The sequence below is a fragment of the Mesobacillus jeotgali genome (genome assembly GCF_002874535.1).
GTDB classification, from domain to species: domain Bacteria; phylum Bacillota; class Bacilli; order Bacillales; family Cytobacillaceae; genus Mesobacillus; species Mesobacillus jeotgali.
Genome location: NZ_CP025025.1, coordinates 1,806,109 through 1,824,496, shown reverse-complemented (window position 1 = coordinate 1,824,496; position 18,388 = coordinate 1,806,109). Strand labels below are relative to the sequence as shown.

Sequence of the window (18,388 nt, the reverse complement as noted above, 5' to 3'; positions counted from 1 at the left end):
GTATCACTATATAGTGGTGACTGCAATATAAAATTAGATTAATTTTCCAATCTAGTTGCGTTATAATCTGATATGATTATCAATCCAGCACCGCAATTACACCTAAAACCAGCATTTCTTCATAACCATTTGAAGCTGTCTTAATTCTTTCGTTATCTTGACAGCTTTTCTTCATTTGCACCCAAAGCTGTCTTAATTCCTTCGGTTTCTTGACAGCTTTTCTTCATTAACACCCAAAGCTGTCTTAATTCTTTCGTTATCTTGACAGCTTTTCTACTTTTGCCCCCAAAGCTGTCTTAATTCCTCCGGTTTCTTGACAGCTTTTCTTCATTTACACCCAAAGCTGTCTTAATTCCTTCGGTTTCTTGACAGCTTTTCTTCATTTACACCCAAAGCTGTCACAATCCTTTCGTTATCTTGACAGCTTTTCTTCATTTACACCCAAAGCTGTCTTAATTCCTTCGGTTTCTTGACAGGTTTTCCTCGTTTACATCTAAAGTTGTCTTAATTCCTTCGGTTTCTTGACAGCTTTTCTTCATTTACACCTAAAGCTGTCTTAATTCTTTCGTTATCTTGACAGCTTTTCTACTCTTACACCCAAAGCTGTCTTAATCCCTTCGGTTTCTTTACACCCAGTAGCTGTCTGAAAGGCACTAGGACCAAATAAAAAAAGCTGCCACTTTTGACAGCTTTACAGTACTAACTTTAATATTCGTCTCGTTGACCTCTATAAGCGTCCCTATTTTTTAATTTTGATACCTTGTAATTGTGCCCCTTTGATACGGATGAATGGGAGTGATGAATATTTTGTTTTCTTTCCTTTGCCCAGTCATGATCGTCTTCATCAAATTCATGAAGAAAATGAGCAGACCGCATTTCTTTCCTTGCAGTGATCACACGTTTCGATGGACGTCTTTTACCTGATTGAACTCTTTTATCCATCTCTGCACCCCCTGGTATTCAGCGGTTCCTTCTCTTTTATTTTACCATGGTTTAAATTGTCCTATTATGAACAACAGTTGAATTTTATAAAAAAGTTGGAGGTATGTACTTCTGCTCTGCCTTGTACAAAAACAAACTCACTATGAAGATTTTATAATTTTTTCCTAAAAAAACCTTTTAATTAGTGTAATTTTACACTATATTGTATGTATGGTAAACATATAGGTATTTAAAGGGGGATAAACAGTGAAGAGAAAGAAGATTTTATTGGGCGCAATTGCTTTTGTTACTTTGTTGTTGATTTCAAGCATCAGTTATATGTTGTTGGCAGACCGGGACGCTTATAAATACTATACAGGTCTGGGAAGTGGGCTAGCCATCTCTGAGGATGATCAGCGGATTGCCTTTTCCTATTTCAATAACGGTAACTCAGCAATTTATACAGCCGGTCAGGATGGAACAGATGTTAAAAGAGTGAGTAATCCTCACGAGGTTTATCACTCTAATCCGAAGTTCTCACCAGATGGAAGCAAGATTTTATATTTATCACAGGACAATAACCGTATTCAATCGCTTTACATAGCAAATGTGGATGGAGCCAATCCTGAAAAACTTTCAGATAAATCACAGCACATTTCTGGCGCTGTCTTTTCTGATAACGGCGAAACGATTTTCTTCGCAAGCATGCCTGCTGAAGAGTTTAAGAAGACTGAGGGAGAAACTCAGGAGGGCTATGACCTTTTTTCCGTTAAAATTGATGGCTCACAAATGGAACAGTTAACTGATAGAGACTTCTATACAATGGATAGCCTGGTCTTTTCCGCTGAAAAAAAAGAAATACTCTTCAAAGATTTTGACGATTTAAATGTGTTTGACCTGGAGGATCAACGGGTGTATACAGCAGATTTCAGCAGTGAAATGCCTGCAGATATTTTTCATCTCACGCTTTCGCCTAAGCTTAATTCTTTAGCTTTTACGACAATAACTGATGAATCAAAGGACACTTCCCTGTTTGAGTACGATTTATTTCTGAAAGATTTGCAAAATGGAGAAACCCAGAGGCTCACCGACTTGAATTCATCCGTTGTTTCTCCGGTCTTTTTTAACGATAAAAATGAAATTCTCTTCCTTGAATATTTAAATTGGCCGCAAGAACCAGAGGAATATAAGTTAAGGACAGTAGACATAGGAACCAAGAAGTTAAAGGAGATTAGGCTTGAAATGCCAGATCTTGAATCCAGCAACTCGGTAATAAAGGCCATTGATTATTCAGTCAACAGCTGGACAGTTGGCCTGTTATATACAGTGATGTTGATGCTTATAACTGTTTACGTCAAGCATGAAAAAGTGTTTTTGCCGTCGTTAATCAGCCTGGCAATTGGATTATTGACATTAGCGGCAAGCTTTGTTGTTGCTGCCACGGTAGATCCTTGGGCTGGAATTGGTGTCGGCATGCTGGCAGCCGGTTTACTAGTTTGTACTATCGTTATATTCATTTTTGCCTTTGTCATGAAGCTTTTAAGAAAAGGAGCAAAATAAAATGCCAGAATCAGTCGGAATGATTTTGACGCTCTTTATGAATATTGCTCTTTTTGGGTTGGCGAATTATTTTGCAGTCAAACATTCAGTGAAGAATATAAAAAGACGGCTTATTGCCGGAATGATGTTTCTCATGTCTACACCAGTAATTTTTTTCAGCACTCTCTACCTCGGTTTTACATGGGATGACACCGGGTGGGGGGCAGGAATCCTGACTGTAATTTATACTGGACTGTATATATTGAATGGACTCATCTTGCTGTTGTCCTCCATTCACATTTATTTCAGGAAATAGATATTCAAAACTGTCCGATGGTAAATGATTGGACAGTTTTTTTTCTAAATAAACAAAAAGCTGCCAATGGCAGCTTTGATTAACTCTTTTTATCTTGCTCGTTTTCCCTGATTTCCTTCTTAACATCATCAGCGAGTCCATTCGTCGCGTTCTTGAATTCTCTCATCGACTTGCCGACTGCCCGTCCGATTTCCGGGAGTTTGTTAGGCCCAAAGATGATCAGCGCAATTACGAGAATCAGGATTAATCCTGGAAACCCTATATTTGAAAACATTGTATCTCTCCTATTGAAAAAAGTTACGTCTATTATATCGAATCATCTCTACAAATTAAACCCATAGCGTTTTATGAATCAAATTCTCCTCATTGAAGACAATAAGATTGATAATTTTTACATAAGGGGTGTTTAACAATGAAGGCAAAAATAATCTCGGTAGTAGCCTGCCTATTTATAATCATGAGTTTTTCCGGAGCTGTCCGGGCGCAAACTGAAGTGCCTGCTGACTTTGGTGCTAAAGGTGCATTGAAAGATTCCTCGATTACATTGGATGAAGCTTTAGTATATGCCATCCAGGACGAATACCTTGCACAGGCTCGTTACGACGCTGTCATCGGAAAATTCGGCAACATCAGGCCATTTAGCAATATCAAGGCGGCGGAGCAGCAACATATCAGTGCCCTCCTTACTTTATTTCAGAAGTACGACAAACAAGTTCCCGAAGACAATGCCAAACAATATGTATCAGCACCTGGTACACTGAAAGATGCATTTAATGAAGGGGTTCAGGCGGAAATCGATAATATCGCGATGTATGATAAATTAAAAACGATTCCCTCCCTGCCGGAGGATGTAAAAATGGTATTTACCCAATTAGGAAATGCTTCAAAAAGCCACCTAAGAGCCTTCCAAAGAGGTGCCGGACGAAATTAAAATCTAAAACCAATGTTGAACGGATCCATCTAACTGAATTTTTGAATCTCAAAAATTGTAAAGACGCTTGGATATATGAATCCAAGCGTTATCTTTTTATAATGCCTCATTAAACTTATAGTTTCATAAAATTTTACTAAAAGACTTACCTAGTCAAAACATAATATATAACGTAAAACCAACTAAAGAACCCGTGAATTATTGCCCAAAGTACTGACTTATGAATACTCCAAGATATTGTAATCGCTAAAGCAGAACCAAAAGTAATTGCACTTCCAGAACCAACTGGAACTTTATATCTTTTTTCTTTCCTTTCTTTCATTCCCCATCCCCCATTCTTTGGATCAAGTTTTCCTTTCCTATATGTTAATAATTATTCTTCTTTTAAAAGGTTATTCTCTTCAACTATATTTCTCTTCAGCTTTCTTTCAACTCCACTGCTTGTTCGAAACAAACACTAATGCACCATACTTTTACAACGCTAATATAACTGTACTTTTTTAGCTTAAGCCCACGAGATTTGCAATTCCTTCTATTTCCTGTTATGATGAGTAAGAATTATTTTTGTTCGGTGTAAAGGATAGTATAAGTTTTGACTTTTCATCTTGATGATCACTTTGGGCAAGGATAGTAATAAGTTGTGCGTTAGCACTAGGAGGCAACAAAAATGGAACAAGGTACAGTAAAATGGTTTAATGCAGAAAAAGGTTTCGGCTTCATCGAACGTGAAAATGGAGACGACGTATTCGTACACTTCTCTGCTATCCAAAGTGAAGGCTTCAAGTCTTTAGATGAAGGTCAAAAAGTAACATTTGACGTTGAGCAAGGTGCTCGTGGAGCTCAAGCTGCAAACGTTCAAAAAGCATAATCATCAATCGATTATACAAACAGGCTCTATAAATAGAGCCTGTTTTTTTTATTTCCGGTTTCATGCTCATTAAAGGATTGATGAGTGGGTTGATGGAAAATTTCCTCCGTCCCGATATCCAGCAGCAATGCGCGATATTTCTTTTCACCTCGGTAATTGCCCCATAACACTCATCTCGCCAGATTGCTCCCTTATAGGAAGCATGTACGATTCAAACTTAATTTGTATATCGTATCTTATATAGGAAGCATGATCCTTGCAAAAGGGTACGGTTAATCCTAATGATATTTTATCAAAGTCAAACCAGCAGTCTTTTTGTCCATATTTATAACCCATTCCCAATATGGTTTCCATCTTCATTAAGTAAGTAGATTTCTTTTGCTCTGAGATCTATTCTTGAACTAGATTTTCTTTTTGATGTCTTCTCTTATAGAATCCATTAATTCCTCAGATAAGTTTGCCGGCAGTGTAGTGTCGCCCTCCACAATCCAGGCATTCATCAATTCAAGGTCTGATTTTTGAAAAGTGACGATATAATTCTGTTGCTCAAGAGTAAATTCAATAGTTACATGTTCCTCACCATAAGATTCCTCGTCAATGATCATGTTTGTCATTTCATATGAATTCATATACAAGCCCCTTTCTTAATTCTTTTGTTATATTTGTCAATAAGTAGATATTTATTCTAACCAACCCTTGTTTACATAATAATTTTATCTAAAACAAATTATTCAAAATAACAAAAACGTGCCAGAAGAAGTCTGACACGTTATGTTCTTTATTCTGTTTTAGCCTTAAAAGCAGATTTTAAACTACTACACTTTTACCTGATCTGTTTATGCTGGAATGCTTCTTCTCTACATAATAAAGAAATACTTCACGCGACGTCTTTTTTGGCGTGTAGTGGAATTCATTCTTCAGGTTATGGTTATCTAAAACAGGCCGGTACCTTAAGAAGTTCACCTGCTCTTCGCCATATTGAGTCAGCGATAGCCGCTTAAGGATAAAAAGAACTGACTTTACAAGCGAGGCTGGCAAACGGATAACAGGCTTACCTAGAATTTCTCCTATTTCATCAATTGTCAGTGCCCCATCCCCTGCTACATTATAAATGCCTGTTTCCCTAACAGTGATTGCTTTGAGCAGACAGCCTACAACGTCCTGATCCCAGATGAACACAAAAGGGCTATCCGAACCTGAAATTCCAAGCAGCACTCTTTTTTCAAAAAGGTTTGTAATTTGGTTTTTGACCGTGTCTCCTAATATCGTACCAATCCGTAGGATTACCTGCTCAAGATCAGGGTGCTTATTTCGGTAATCTGCCAGAAGCTCCTCGATAAGCCGCTTATGGTGAGAATAGGAAAACTCTTCATTCCCTCTGATTGCATGATTCTCTTTTATCCATTCCGGATTATCTGGATGATAACCATACGCTGCCCCGCTGGAGGTAACCACTATTCTTTTTACCTGATTTTTCACACATGCCTGTAATACGTTTTCCGTACCTTTGACATCCACTGAATACTCGAATTCACGGTTGCTCTTTTTACCCGGAGTTACAATCGTCGCAAGGTGGACAACCGTATGAATGTGATTTTCTCTCATTACTTCCTGAACCTGTGGGGAACGGACATCCAACTGAATATATCGGATTCCTTCTTCCTTTTTAAAAGAAGAATCCGACCTGATATCAGTTGCGATAATATTCCATTTCTGCCCTGTCGTATTATTCATTTCAATTAGTCGCCTAACAAGCTGGGTGCCAAGATAACCAGAGGCACCTGTAATAAGGATGTTCATGCTTGAATACCTCCATTTATTGCTGTTGTTTTCGGCTCTCTTTTTGACCAGAAAGTAGCCAGTGACAACCCGGAGATGATGTGCCAGATAGCCCACCATGCCGCTACGATCGCCATCCCGCCAAGTCCATCAAAGAAGTTGAAAATAAGGATTAAACCTAAGCCAGAATTTTGGATGCCAACTTCTATTGCGATGGCTCTTCTGTCTTGTTCAGGAAGCCCAGCGACCCGCGAAGAAAAATAGCCTAACAGAATGGCAACAAGATTATGAAGAAAGACCACGATGGCAACCATCCCGACAAAATCAAGGAAATACGTGAAGTTGGATGCCAGTGAAGCTAACACGAACAGGATAAAAAAGATTATCGAAAAACGTTTCATCCAATTATTTGTCCTGCTTGCCCATCCTGGGTATTTGTAGCCAATATACATTCCAGCAACGAGAGGTACACCAAGCATGATAAAAATCGTGACTAGCATATCAACCGGACTGATTGAGAATGAACGCATCAACGCATTTGTTCCTGGATATAATGAGCCCCAAAATAGGGTATTGAATGGTGTCATGAATATAGCCAAAACCGTTGAAATAGCTGACATGCTGATCGATAGGGGCGTATTTCCCTTCCCCAAATACGTTAAGAAATTTGATAGATTACCTCCCGGACATGCGGCCACTAAAAATAAACCTAATGCAATGCTGGGTAATGGTTTAACGATCATGACTAACAAGAAAGTAAACGCGGGCAACAGGAAAAATTGCGCAACGAGACCTATCAAAACCGGCTTTGGCGTAGAGAGTGTCCGTTTAAAATCGTCTACTTTTAAATCTAGCGCGACACCGAACATAATAAATCCTATCAAAATATTCATAATGGTCAGGGTGGCGGAGTTGAAGTTAAGAGTTACTTGATCGATTCCCATTTATTTGCCCTTTGGTTCCTGGTGCATATCTTTGAAATACTTTAATCCAGGAGCCCACATATGTTTTACCGGGTCAACATCAACTTGGATGACCGAACATTTCCCTGTCATCAAAGACCGTTCTATTGCTCCCTTAAGATCTTTCGGGTCGTTGACATGCTCTCCATGCGCTCCCATACTTTCAGCAAGCATGTCAAACTTGATTTCTCCTAAATCTGTATTAATGCTTTCTTCAGCACTTAAGGATTTTTTCAAAACTGTCTTGATTGGTTTCAGGGCGAAATGCTGGTTCATCTTCACCATTCCCCACTGACGGTCGCAGACTACGATATAGATAACCTGTAAATTATTCCGGACTGCTGTTTCAATTTCCTGTGGATGGAAGCCCATAGCACCGTCCCCAATGATGCAGCAGACAGGCCGATCAGGATTTGCAGCTGCAACGCCAAGAGCCTGCCCGATTCCGGCTCCGAGCATACCAAACTTATAGGTCGAGAAAACCGAGCCAGGATCGTCGACAGAATAATAAAAATTAGTCCAAATCGTCGTATTGCCACCATCGATCACAAGGTTAGTACCTGGAGGGAAAACTTGCTGGCTGATGACAGGAACATGAGCTGTATTCATTGGCACAGAGAAGTCCTCTAAATGTTGATCAAGCTTTTTTCGATTTTTTTCTTTTTCAGCGGTATGTTTCTGGATGGAAGCTTTTCTGTTCGCTGTTTGAATGGAGTCTTGGCGCTGCTGGAGCTTTTGGTAGAGTTGAGTAAGGAATGTTTTGATATCCGCCTGAATCGCCAGATGTGCTGGTTTATTCGCACCTAAGATGCCGTGATCTATGTCTACCTGGATCATTTTTTGGTTTGAATCCCAATAAGGCGCCTTGCCCCACCAGTCCGTTTCTCCGATTCTTGACCCAAGGACTAATACGACATCTGCTTCGTTCCGGATTTTGTTATTCGTTTGTAAGTAAATCATAGGCATCATCAACGGGTTGCTCTCCGATATTGCCCCTCTTGCAGCCCAGCTTGTCGTTACCATCGACTGTAATAACTCCCCCACCATTTCTAATTCCTCAGATGCTTTGGAATGGATGACTCCGCTGCCAGCGTGGATCACGGGGAATTGCGAATTAATCAATAAATCACAGGCTGCTTCAAGCTGACTTTCTGTAGCGCCAGGAAATTCTGTAACGCGATATTGATGCGGCTCCCAAAAGTTCAGGTCACATTTCACTTTCGTATTCAGGATATTTTCCGGAATATCAATATGGACAATACCTGGCCTGCCCTCGTAGCATTTCCTCAATGCTGTCCTCATCATCTCAGGAATACGCTCAAATGACGGCACAGTTTCACTCCACTTTCCAAACTGTGAAATAACACCCGTCTGATCGAAACACTGGTACGTTCCCCCACGGTCAGGGTACATGATCCCCGTCCTTCTGGCACTCGTAATGACCAGCACGCGATTCCCCTCTGCTTCTTCAACAACTAATCCAGGGAGAATATTAGCCACACCAGGACCATTGCTTGCCATACAAACTCCCAGTTTCCCCGTTACCCGGGCATACGCTCCAGCCATATGTGCCGCAGTTGTTTCGTGTCTGGGCGAAACCAAGTCGATACCGTATTTTTGTAGATTAGAATAGAATCCAAAATAAGTACCGTCAATAATGCCAAATACCTTCTCCACATTTTCGATACTTAACATTTTTGCGATTACTTCTCCACCTGTCATTTCAGCCATAAAAACCCTCCTTAAAATAATTATAATACTGAATATTCAGATATTTTTTTGAGCAATTTTTGATAGATTTGTTTAATATCCTCGTGAACCGGAATCACCTGATTTGTGAGGATTCCATTTCCCGCCAATGCATCGTCTACAAGAAGAGGTATTATGCTTTCATCGCTCCCGTTAAGGTACTTTGCTCCTTCTTCCCAAATGTGAAACTGATCATTTAAACTCATGATCATTTTCAAGGTCTCTTTCGCCATTGTTTTCTCTGAGCCATCTGCTCCTGGATTAAGTATTTTTCCGATGGTTGCATATCTTTCCTGGGCAAATTCGAGTCCAAATTCGACTACAAATGGCAGCAATAAGGCCACACTTAAACCGTGCGGAATATGAAATCTGGCTCCTAATGCCCTTCCTGCTGCATGTGCAAGATTAGTAGAAGAATTCGAGAAAGCTATACCCGCAAAGCAGCTGCCAAGAAGCATAGTTTCACGTGCCTCTATATCACTTCCATCTTTATAGGCGTCAGGTAAGGCTTTATTGATTAAACGAATCGCCTTTAAAGCAAAATTGTCGCTCATTATAGTTGCCTTCGTCGAAACAAAGGCCTCCACTGCATGTGCTAAGGCATCCATTCCTGTAAAGACGGTAAACGATTTCGGCAATGTTAATGTTAACTCCGGATCAAGGATGGTGATATCGGGAATTAACCCTGGGTGACCTGGATTCAACTTGATGCCAGTGTCAATATCTGTTATGACCATAACCTTTGTTGCCTCCGAGCCAGTTCCCGCGGTCGTTGGTACGGCAATGAGAGGTAATCTCTTGATTCTCTTCATTCTCGGAATCTCGTGATACTTAATATCAGGATTTACTGTCATAACTGAAACAGCTTTCGCCAAATCAATCGCGCTACCTCCGCCTACGGCAACTATACAATCAGCATTGCATTCCTTGCAGTTATTGGTGGCCGCTATGACATTTTCTGTAGTTGGTTCACCTTTGAGTTCGGAAAAAAGCGTCAGTTGGAGGTTTGTTTTTTTTAAAATCTTCTTTAACCCTGTTTCCAGATTGAGTGGCTCTCTCAGCACACTTGTACTAATCACAACAAACAAGTTGTTCGCCCCAATCTCTGCTGCCGCATCTGCTAGATTCTCTATACTCCCGGCTCCATGATAAATACTGCCGGGTAAATGCATTTCCTGAACCATATCAAACTCCCTTTCCAGGTAAAGCGCTTACAAAATTTAAAGAACAACTATTTTTCTCTTTTTGTATTGACCCGAAAAACATACATATCAGGCTTGTAATAGCTAATATACAATTCAATTGGTTTCCCATCTGCCCCTTTGATCAAACGCTCCACACAAAGAACATTAATCCCCTTAGGTATTCCTAGATTTTCAGCATCCATGTCTGAAATCTTTTTACAGGAAATAAACTGTTCTGCCTGATGAAGTTCAATTCCCAGGTTCTTTTCAATCAATTCATATATAGCAGATGTTTCTAAATCATGCTTAGAAAGCTGCTGGCCGATCTCTCGGCTGTAGTAATGGCGTTCAATCGCAATTGGATTCCCATCCGCAGTCCGAAGCCTTTCGATTGTGAAAAATTCCTTTTCACCAATTTTATCAGCAAAGTACCTCGGCTTAGTCATCACTCCACTGTTCAACAAGACAGATCCAGGCTTCATCCCCATTTTCCGCACTGTCTCTGTTAAACTATGTAAAGAGTTCAGCCACTCTTCAATTGGTTTCTTCGGCGATATATAAGTCCCTTTTCCATGTACTTTGGTTAATACCCCATCGTTGACTAAATGGGTAATCGCCTCACGTACAGTTGTCCTGCTCACCGAAAAGCGATTCATTAATTCCCTTTCACTTGGAATTTTTTCTTTATATTGGCCTCCTAAAATCTCCTTCCTAAGTAAGTTCTTTATTTGCACATGGTAAGGAATTGGATTGTCCACATCAATCTCAACCAATCATCATTCCTCCTTTACTCGTTGCGACGTCCCTACCAGTTCGGACCAGTTAAATTCTGGGTGAATTACAATTACATTATATGGACTAAATTTTAAATTAACAACAATTATTTTAATTTTTAAAATATTCAATATATTAGTATAGGAATTTGCTTTTTATAAAAAAGGAGTTGAAATAAGTCTTTCGTCATATACTAGATTAATAGTCTATTCAAAGGAGGAATAACATGCAGAAATGGAAAAGAACATCATTCGTTGTGTTGATTTCAATTGTATCCCTGCTAGTGATTTTGGTTGCTGGAGGGATAATGTATGCTAACTATTATGTGAACGATGAGGATATCCTTGTTTCCGAGGAGCTTTTTCCCGATGGTGCACCGAAGAAGATTATGACCATCTTTGCTCATCCCGATGATGAAATCATGATTGCCGGAACGTATCATAAATTAAATAAGAATAACGATGTTACCAGTGTGCTTGCTACTTTTACCAGGGGAGAAGCTGGCGGTACTGGAGGCCTTGTTCCCAAAGAGAAACTTGGGGAAACACGGACTAAAGAATTGCAAAAAGCAGCTGAGATCCTAAATATCGACCATTTGGAAGTCTATGATTATCCTGACAGCGGACTGGTTGATGCGGATCATGAAGCAATCAAACAAACAATTAGAGAACTAATTCATCAATATAAGCCCACAACCATCCTTACCTATGATGATATAGTCGGGCTATACGGACATCCTGACCATGTTTTGATGAGCAAGTTGACCAAAGAAGTCGTTACGGAGGAAATGGAAAAAGCAGATTCTTCTGTGAAGCGACTCTATTTCGCAACCCTTCCCAAGCCAATGATTGACCTTGCGCTCAAGCTCTCCCCTACTTTCAAAGAACGATACCCTCGGGATAAAGGCTTGCCAGAACCTACAATCGCCTTCCCGATGGCTTCCGAAGCATCCGCACGCAAACAAGTCCTGCTTGCACATGAAACACAATGGAAAACCGTAGCAAGCGTACAGCCCTATCACGATAAAGTTCCATCATGGATATATTACCGAATATTCGACCGCGAGTACTATCATTTGGTCAAATCTAAATAACCATAAGACTTCCGTTATTTAGCCTAAGTGGACAGGAAGGTTGGTATTTAAGTTTGGATAAAATTCCTTAGTGTGAAATTATGGTAGGATTAATATTTTATATATAAAGGAGAATTTGCGTGGGCATTATCATCACTATAATAGGGATCCTCCTTCTTGCTCTATTGGTCATCTTCCTTAATAAGAACAGAGACGTGGATGAACAGGGACTTCCGCTTAAACTGGTAGGATATTACACACTGGAATTTTCAATCTCACAATCAACTAGATCCTGATTCCTCTCGGATTTATTATTTCGCTTTTTATGAAGCCCATAGAAAACAGGAAGGTAAAAAGGGGCTCCGCTGTAATCGGACTTCTCGTTATGCTTTTATTTCATTTATTTCAATAACAATTAATCAATCAATCTGCCCAACAATTGGGCAGGTCTTTTTAATATCAAACGCATGTTAAAACTAATAAAAACGTTTGTTCTTGTATTAACCTCCCGTTTTTTCAAAAGCAATTTCAACATAAAAAGCGTTAATCCTTTTTGAATCAACGCAGCTATCAGTTTAATGAACAAATGTAGTGCACGCTTCTACCCAATTGTAACTTTATTACTCTACTTCTTCCCATCCGCTATACATTTTCAAAACCTTGCATTTCACTTTTCCAGAAGGTACTGACAACACAGTTTCATCACCTATTTTTAAGCCAAGTAACTTCTTTGCAACTGGCGTGTCATAGAAAATTTTATTCTCGTCTATATTCGACTCTCCGTAGCCGACAATTTCATAAATTTCTTCTTCCATAAAATCTGTATACTTAAACGAACACTTCACAATTGAGCCAATATCTACTATTTCAGTATTACGCTCATCAACCTTAATAAACTCAGAAGTCTTATACGTATGCTGAATCTCCTGAATGCGCTCCACCAATACACGTTCATCCTGCTCTAATTTATGAAAATTCGGATTAGCTATCTTATCATCTCCGCAAGCATTAAAGGCAATATTTTTATCAACTCGAACTTGCTTCAGCTCTTGCTCCAGATTAGCTATTTGCTGAAGAATCAGTTGCTCTCCCTTTGGTGTGATTTTTACTGACATAATAAACTCCTCATTAGTTTGTGTTAACAACAGAATTATCTTCCCTCATAACCTCTAATATACCCTGAAATACCGTTGAGCAGTATCAATATGTTTCGCACTAATAAACTGAATACAAAAATGAAGCTGCCAAATTGGCAGCTAGTTAACTTTCCACCTTAGTATCTGGAAGGGAAGGTAAAAATTCATTTATCTTACTATAAACTTCATCTGGCTGAATACTAAAGTCAATTGTCTGGAAATTAGGCAGCCATTGTACTCCTATTGTAGGTACATTCGCATGCTTTCCGGCCAATATATCAGCGTCGCTATCCCCCAAGAAGATTGCCTCAGTGTTAGATACACCCAGTTCTTCTAATGCTTTATTAACCCCCTCAGGATGGGGTTTTGGTAACACCACGTCATCTCCGGTAACAATCACATCAAAAATGTTATTTAACTCCAGGTATTCTAAAGATATGTCGAGACTTTTTCTTGCTTTTCCAGTCACTATTCCCAGTTTATAGCCACGTTTTTTCAACTCAATGAGTAAGGTGTAAATTTCTTCATTTTTCGGAACTAAATTTTCATGTCGATCCCTATAAATCTCATAATATAACTCAATGGCTTTTTCATGATTAGTATTCTTAAGATTTTCACGAATAATACCAGTCTCCGAAGGACCAAACATTGATTTTATTTCTTCTGTTGTGACATCACGATCATCAAATTTTTTAAACACTGATTCAAACGCCAAGAAACACACAGGGAGTGTATCAGCAAGAGTGCCATCAAAATCAAAAAGAACTGCTTTCATATCAATCACATCCTATAATTTATGCATTACCTTTCTTTACGCTTTAAGATTTCCCTTCTATTCTCTAAGTGGAAATATTTCATGAAATGTTTTAACTATACTCTTTTTTTACTTCAAATCTACTAACTAGCTCGTAAGGTTTTGCTTTAAATGCTTCATATGGTATGTAGTTCGCATTCATCGCGTCTGTAGCTCTGTTTCTAAATTGTTCTCTCGTAATAAATTGTTCTATATTTTCTTTCGTTATTTTTGCAAAAAAGACTTCTGAAGTTTCTCCCTCTGCTGGCCTGACTTCACCAGATTGATACTCACCTCTGAAGACTACACATGTAACTCCGCTAGTCACATTTTGGTAAATGCCTGTTATACCATGTAAACTCACATTAATACCCGTCTCTTCTAATACCTCCCGATGAATGGCCTCTTCCAATGTTTCTCCTTCTTCTACCTGGCCGCCAGGCATTTCCATTGTATCTGAACGGTGAAAATTCCTGACTAGGAGAACTTCTCCATCTTTATTGGTGATGTATCCACTAACAGACAATAAATGTTTATGCTCATGATATGCTGAAGGATAAGGAGCAGTTGAAGACATTAAATTTTCTTTTGCCTCTGTGTAAAATCCCTTCAAATTCTTCATAGCTATGTTGTAAGGATTACTATTTTTGAGTAGATCATCGATTCTTTCATATTGCTCCATGCTGGTATATTCCCAGATAACAAGAATTTCGTCCTTGGTCTCGTTCACCCAGCGCCCAATTAATTTCGCACCATTTTTAATGTGAACAGGATATACATTGTTATGAAAGAAATTATTGATATCATTCAGGTTATCAGGTTTGATTCTGTATGTTTTTCTTTGAAAAAACAATCTTAGCCCCCCTTTATCTTCCTTTAATTTCCACATAGAATAAAGAAAATCCTTCACTTCATAGAAGTGTCGTTCGGTTTTTATGGATATATTTTAGGAAACGGCTTCGCTATTTTGATATCTTATTTGTAGAATACTTATTTTTGGGGTGAAAAAGTGGAGATCAAGGGGATTAACCATTTATTATTTTCTGTTTCTGATTTGGAAAGATCAATTACTTTTTACAAAAACGTATTTAATGCCAAACTGTTAGTAAAAGGGAAAGCTACTGCTTACTTCGACCTTAATGGTATATGGCTAGCCCTGAATGTTGAGAAAGACATACCTCGTCAAGAAATACACCAATCATATACACATATAGCTTTTTCAATAGATGAAGAAGATATCGACCCAATGTATAAAAAGTTGAAAGATTTAGGAGTGAATATTTTACCAGGGCGCATAAGAAGTGAAAAAGATAAAATGTCTATTTATTTTACGGACCCCGATGGGCATAAATTTGAATTCCATACGGGGAGCATACAAAATAGAATTGATTACTACAAACAAGAAAAAGGTCATATGGAGTTTTTCGATTAAGACGTAAGGTGTTCTTAGCCCAAGTTACTACTGGGTTAATCCGACTTTTTCAGAAGGAAAGTCAGCTTTGGACAAATTGCTTTGATTTCCATCTGACTTTGTCCGAAGTTGTCTTAGGTTCTGACAAACTTCCTTCAGCTTCCTCTTGTTCTGTCCGAAGTTGCCTTAGGTTCGGACAAACTTCCTACAGCTTCCTCTTGTTTTGTCCGAAGTTGCCTTAGGTTCGGACAAATCTTCCCCGTTTTCCTTCGATATTGTCCGAAGTCGCCCAGGGTTCAGACGAAATCCCTTTGTATTCCCCTGACTTTGTCTGGAGTTGGCCTGGGTTCAGACAAATCTCCGGCGGTTTCCTCCGATATTGTCCAAAGCCTGCTCTCCCAACTAAATTTAATTCGTTAAACCAAATAAAGAGCCGCCAACCTTGGCGACTCTACTAATTAGCTATTATTCCCCTTAACAACCTGTCCCTCAACTGATGCTTTCTTATCGCCGATCGACAGCCAGGTTACGAATACGAGCATGATCATAGCGCCCATCAGCTGGACGCTTTGGAGCATCGTATCGAACCAAATAACTGAAATGACCATAACGGTTAAAGGTTCGACACTTGAAAGGATGCTAGTTTCAACTGCAGTAATATAATTCATGCTGCTTAAGAATAGCAGGAACGCCAGTGTGCCAAAGATTATCAAGATGGCCATGATCAAAACCATCTTCGGCTGAACAACAATTAGCCATTCATCGCTCAGCCAAACTCGGTTAATCACTCCAAGTACAATTCCGCCGAACAACATACTCCAGCCGACAATTGCCAATACGCTCCATTCCTTCATCAAACGTGCCGGGTAAAGTGTATAGAAAGCAAACGTCAGACCCACTGCAACTCCCCATAGCAATGCCGTCGGACTAACCAACAAACCTCTAATCGACCCATTCGTCAATAAAAGGAAAAGCCCGGCCAATGTACCGGCAATGCCAAGCATCTGAAAGCGTGGCGGCCATTTTTTATGATTAAAAGAAACATAGAGGACAACAAAAATTGGAGCGGAAAATTGGAGTAATGTTGCTACTACAGCATTGCTCGCTTCAATTGCCATCGTAAAAGTGTACTGTAACCCTACCATTCCCAGAATGCTGAATACGACCAACTGGTTCCGCCAGTAAGGTGTTTTCACAACTGTAAAAATATCTTCCTTTTTAATTGCCAGGAACGCCAGGATGTTGCTTCCAGCAATAATCATCCGGATAGTCAGGATAAAAGGAACCGACAATTCCGTATTAGCGAGCACCCACTCGGTGATCGAACCAGTCATCCCCCAAAGTATGGCTCCAATGACAATCATAAGTATTCCTTTTACCCGTAACATCGCGAACGCTCCTCTCGTTTGTCAGGCTTGGATAATATAAAGTCCCTAATCTATCTAATTAAATAATATAGTAGCATAAAATAATAAAACCCTTCGATAAATTAATATTCAAACTCTACTAATCCTTATTTTACCACCCATTTCAGCACATCGCTTCTACTAAAATGCTGTGACTTCGGGTAATTAATTGTCATGCTAGTAAAAAACTGAAGGTGGTGGATGAATGAATAGTCAAACTCATCTAAGACAACAAACACTCACTGGCAAACTTTTACCGATTGCACTGGGCATTGCCGGAACTCTATATGCTGTCAACTTGAATCGCCGGCGCAAGACTGCCGCTCCTTCTCACTCAAGGATGCTAAAATATATCGAACTAGGCACCAAACAAATCAAACTGGAATGGAAGGGTCCCAACAGGCGTTATCGTGCGTTTAGAGGTAAGGAACTCATCTACGAAGGAATGAAGCCAAAACTGGTGGACCAAAACCTTGTTCCTGGCACCCTGTACACATACTGTATAGAAACCCTTGATGATCAAGACAATGCATTAGAAAGAATGCGAATCCAAACGACTACATCAGTCGATTTCAAAGAAAAAGACAATATACTGGAGGACGTACTCATTACAACGATTGTCACTCATGATCAAATCAGTTTTGAATGGGAACCGATCGAGGGTGTTTCAGAGTATACGATTTTCAGAAACGGGATTCAATTGGAAACTGTGTCTTCCTGTACTTTTACCGATAAAAATATCAAGGATGACGATGTCTACACTTACATGATTAAAGCCAAGCGTCCATTGCAGCGGTCGAATCAGTTAAAATGGGAGCTAAAATCGGTGGTCGCCAATGCGGTAGGTGCTATAAAAAAAGATTCTTCCTCCGAGATGGCTGCAGATGAAGAGTTTACCATCACCAAAAGGGTTGGACCAATCAGGAAATTGTTGAGATCACCGCAGGAAAACAAATGTAAAAACGGCAGCTGGCAGCTCCGGTACACAACATTTTTACAAGAAGAATGGATTAAAAATCCGAATGCCGCATCTGTGGATCAGATTTTTAAAGGAGATCACCGCTCATTTGATCCTGAGGCATCACAATATAGGACAAGAGGAGATATATTTATCGATACGGACCGCCCTACTGCCCTGTTAAGCAAGGCTACGGGCATAACAGAAGCATTCAGCAGGGACCATGAACGGTTAGAATCCGCGAGGGCCTCTGACGAGGGAATTCAATTGGAAAAGGTGCTTACAGACGATGACAGAGTTAAGTTTCACCTGAACCATTCTGTCAGCAATCCACTGGTCGTATCTCCTGCCATTGACTATCATGTTTGCGGAACTTTTTATAAAGACAACGAATACAACCTAGTTGGAATACATGACCAGGCACCCGAACATGAGGTTTATCTAAAAGAACCAGGCACAGACGAGTGGCAAGTCATCCATCTGGCTCACAGCAAAGGTCTCGAAATGATGGCAGACCCAATGGCCAACCATTACTGGCGTTACTCTACTTTCACTAACTAAAAAACGGAAAAGCTGACAGCCAGCTTTT

The 18,388-nt window shown here is 39.7% G+C and carries 21 protein-coding genes; 8 read left to right on the top strand and 13 right to left on the bottom strand.

What is annotated here, in order from left to right; genetic code table 11:
- Positions 1-705 precede the first annotated feature (705 nt).
- A complete protein-coding gene (locus CD004_RS09060; RefSeq protein WP_102262460.1) occupies positions 706-942 on the bottom strand; it encodes a hypothetical protein in 237 nt (78 codons plus the stop codon).
- Positions 943-1,188: 246 nt separating this feature from the next.
- Between CD004_RS09060 and CD004_RS09055 the strand changes: the two genes are divergently transcribed.
- Both CD004_RS09055 and CD004_RS09050 read left to right on the top strand, forming a co-directional pair.
- A complete protein-coding gene (locus CD004_RS09055; protein ID WP_102262459.1) occupies positions 1,189-2,481 on the top strand; it encodes a TolB family protein in 1,293 nt (430 codons plus the stop codon).
- A 1-nt stretch (position 2,482) separates the two neighbouring features.
- Positions 2,483-2,776, top strand: coding sequence for a hypothetical protein (locus tag CD004_RS09050; RefSeq protein WP_102262458.1), 294 nt, complete (start codon positions 2,483-2,485; stop codon positions 2,774-2,776).
- Between the two features lie 79 nt (positions 2,777-2,855).
- Here CD004_RS09050 and CD004_RS09045 read toward each other — a convergent pair whose 3' ends face one another.
- A complete protein-coding gene (locus CD004_RS09045; RefSeq protein WP_102262457.1) occupies positions 2,856-3,050 on the bottom strand; it encodes a twin-arginine translocase TatA/TatE family subunit in 195 nt (64 codons plus the stop codon).
- A gap of 138 nt (positions 3,051-3,188) precedes the next feature.
- On the opposite strand from CD004_RS09045, the gene CD004_RS09040 reads away from it, so the two are divergent.
- Positions 3,189-3,707, top strand: a complete 519-nt coding sequence (locus CD004_RS09040) for a ferritin-like domain-containing protein (protein WP_233434971.1) — start codon at positions 3,189-3,191, stop codon at positions 3,705-3,707.
- A 145-nt stretch (positions 3,708-3,852) separates the two neighbouring features.
- On the opposite strand, the gene CD004_RS23750 is transcribed toward CD004_RS09040, so the two are convergent.
- Positions 3,853-4,029 (bottom strand): hypothetical protein, encoded by a 177-nt coding sequence (locus tag CD004_RS23750; RefSeq protein WP_158651515.1) that lies wholly within the window; start codon positions 4,027-4,029, stop codon positions 3,853-3,855.
- Positions 4,030-4,374: 345 nt separating this feature from the next.
- Here CD004_RS23750 and cspC point away from each other — a divergent pair, with 345 nt between their 5' ends.
- Positions 4,375-4,575, top strand: a complete 201-nt coding sequence (gene cspC, locus CD004_RS09035; protein WP_010331195.1) for a cold shock protein CspC — start codon at positions 4,375-4,377, stop codon at positions 4,573-4,575.
- Between the two features lie 401 nt (positions 4,576-4,976).
- On the opposite strand, the gene CD004_RS09030 is transcribed toward cspC, so the two are convergent.
- From CD004_RS09030 to CD004_RS09005, 6 genes are all read right to left on the bottom strand, one after another.
- Positions 4,977-5,204: a hypothetical protein gene (locus CD004_RS09030; RefSeq protein ID WP_102262456.1), complete on the bottom strand. Its 228-nt coding sequence runs from the start codon at positions 5,202-5,204 to the stop codon at positions 4,977-4,979.
- A 178-nt stretch (positions 5,205-5,382) separates the two neighbouring features.
- Positions 5,383-6,375 (bottom strand): SDR family oxidoreductase, encoded by a 993-nt coding sequence (locus CD004_RS09025; protein ID WP_102262455.1) that lies wholly within the window; start codon positions 6,373-6,375, stop codon positions 5,383-5,385.
- Entirely contained in the window at positions 6,372-7,298 is a 927-nt protein-coding gene (locus CD004_RS09020) for a bile acid:sodium symporter family protein (protein WP_102262454.1), read from the bottom strand. The genes CD004_RS09025 and CD004_RS09020 overlap by 4 nt, the downstream gene beginning before the upstream one ends.
- A complete protein-coding gene (locus tag CD004_RS09015) occupies positions 7,299-9,047 on the bottom strand; it encodes a thiamine pyrophosphate-binding protein (protein ID WP_102262453.1) in 1,749 nt (582 codons plus the stop codon).
- 20 nt (positions 9,048-9,067) lie between these two features.
- Positions 9,068-10,249, bottom strand: coding sequence for an iron-containing alcohol dehydrogenase (locus tag CD004_RS09010; RefSeq protein WP_102262452.1), 1,182 nt, complete (start codon positions 10,247-10,249; stop codon positions 9,068-9,070).
- A 47-nt stretch (positions 10,250-10,296) separates the two neighbouring features.
- Entirely contained in the window at positions 10,297-11,022 is a 726-nt protein-coding gene (locus CD004_RS09005) for a GntR family transcriptional regulator (RefSeq protein WP_102262451.1), read from the bottom strand.
- 227 nt (positions 11,023-11,249) lie between these two features.
- Here CD004_RS09005 and CD004_RS09000 point away from each other — a divergent pair, with 227 nt between their 5' ends.
- Positions 11,250-12,116: a PIG-L deacetylase family protein gene (locus CD004_RS09000; RefSeq protein WP_102262450.1), complete on the top strand. Its 867-nt coding sequence runs from the start codon at positions 11,250-11,252 to the stop codon at positions 12,114-12,116.
- 119 nt (positions 12,117-12,235) lie between these two features.
- A complete protein-coding gene (locus CD004_RS23745) occupies positions 12,236-12,391 on the top strand; it encodes a hypothetical protein (RefSeq protein ID WP_158651514.1) in 156 nt (51 codons plus the stop codon).
- A 324-nt stretch (positions 12,392-12,715) separates the two neighbouring features.
- On the opposite strand, the gene CD004_RS08995 is transcribed toward CD004_RS23745, so the two are convergent.
- From CD004_RS08995 to CD004_RS08985, 3 genes are all read right to left on the bottom strand, one after another.
- Complete coding sequence (locus CD004_RS08995; RefSeq protein ID WP_102262449.1) at positions 12,716-13,210, bottom strand: GreA/GreB family elongation factor; 495 nt, start codon at positions 13,208-13,210, stop codon at positions 12,716-12,718.
- Positions 13,211-13,355: 145 nt separating this feature from the next.
- The gene (locus CD004_RS08990; protein WP_102262448.1) at positions 13,356-14,006 is read right to left on the bottom strand and encodes an HAD family hydrolase; all 651 of its coding nucleotides are present in this window, start codon (positions 14,004-14,006) and stop codon (positions 13,356-13,358) included.
- Between the two features lie 91 nt (positions 14,007-14,097).
- Entirely contained in the window at positions 14,098-14,877 is a 780-nt protein-coding gene (locus CD004_RS08985; RefSeq protein ID WP_233434970.1) for an NUDIX domain-containing protein, read from the bottom strand.
- 156 nt (positions 14,878-15,033) lie between these two features.
- Here CD004_RS08985 and fosM point away from each other — a divergent pair, with 156 nt between their 5' ends.
- Positions 15,034-15,456 (top strand): FosM family fosfomycin resistance protein, encoded by a 423-nt coding sequence (gene fosM, locus CD004_RS08980; protein WP_102262446.1) that lies wholly within the window; start codon positions 15,034-15,036, stop codon positions 15,454-15,456.
- Positions 15,457-15,893: 437 nt separating this feature from the next.
- Here fosM and CD004_RS08975 read toward each other — a convergent pair whose 3' ends face one another.
- Positions 15,894-16,823, bottom strand: coding sequence for a DMT family transporter (locus CD004_RS08975; RefSeq protein WP_102262445.1), 930 nt, complete (start codon positions 16,821-16,823; stop codon positions 15,894-15,896).
- Positions 16,824-17,046: 223 nt separating this feature from the next.
- Between CD004_RS08975 and CD004_RS08970 the strand changes: the two genes are divergently transcribed.
- On the top strand, positions 17,047-18,360 hold the full coding sequence (locus tag CD004_RS08970) for a DUF3238 domain-containing protein (protein ID WP_102262444.1): 1,314 nt from the start codon (positions 17,047-17,049) through the stop codon (positions 18,358-18,360).
- The last annotated feature ends 28 nt before the right edge of the window (positions 18,361-18,388 follow it).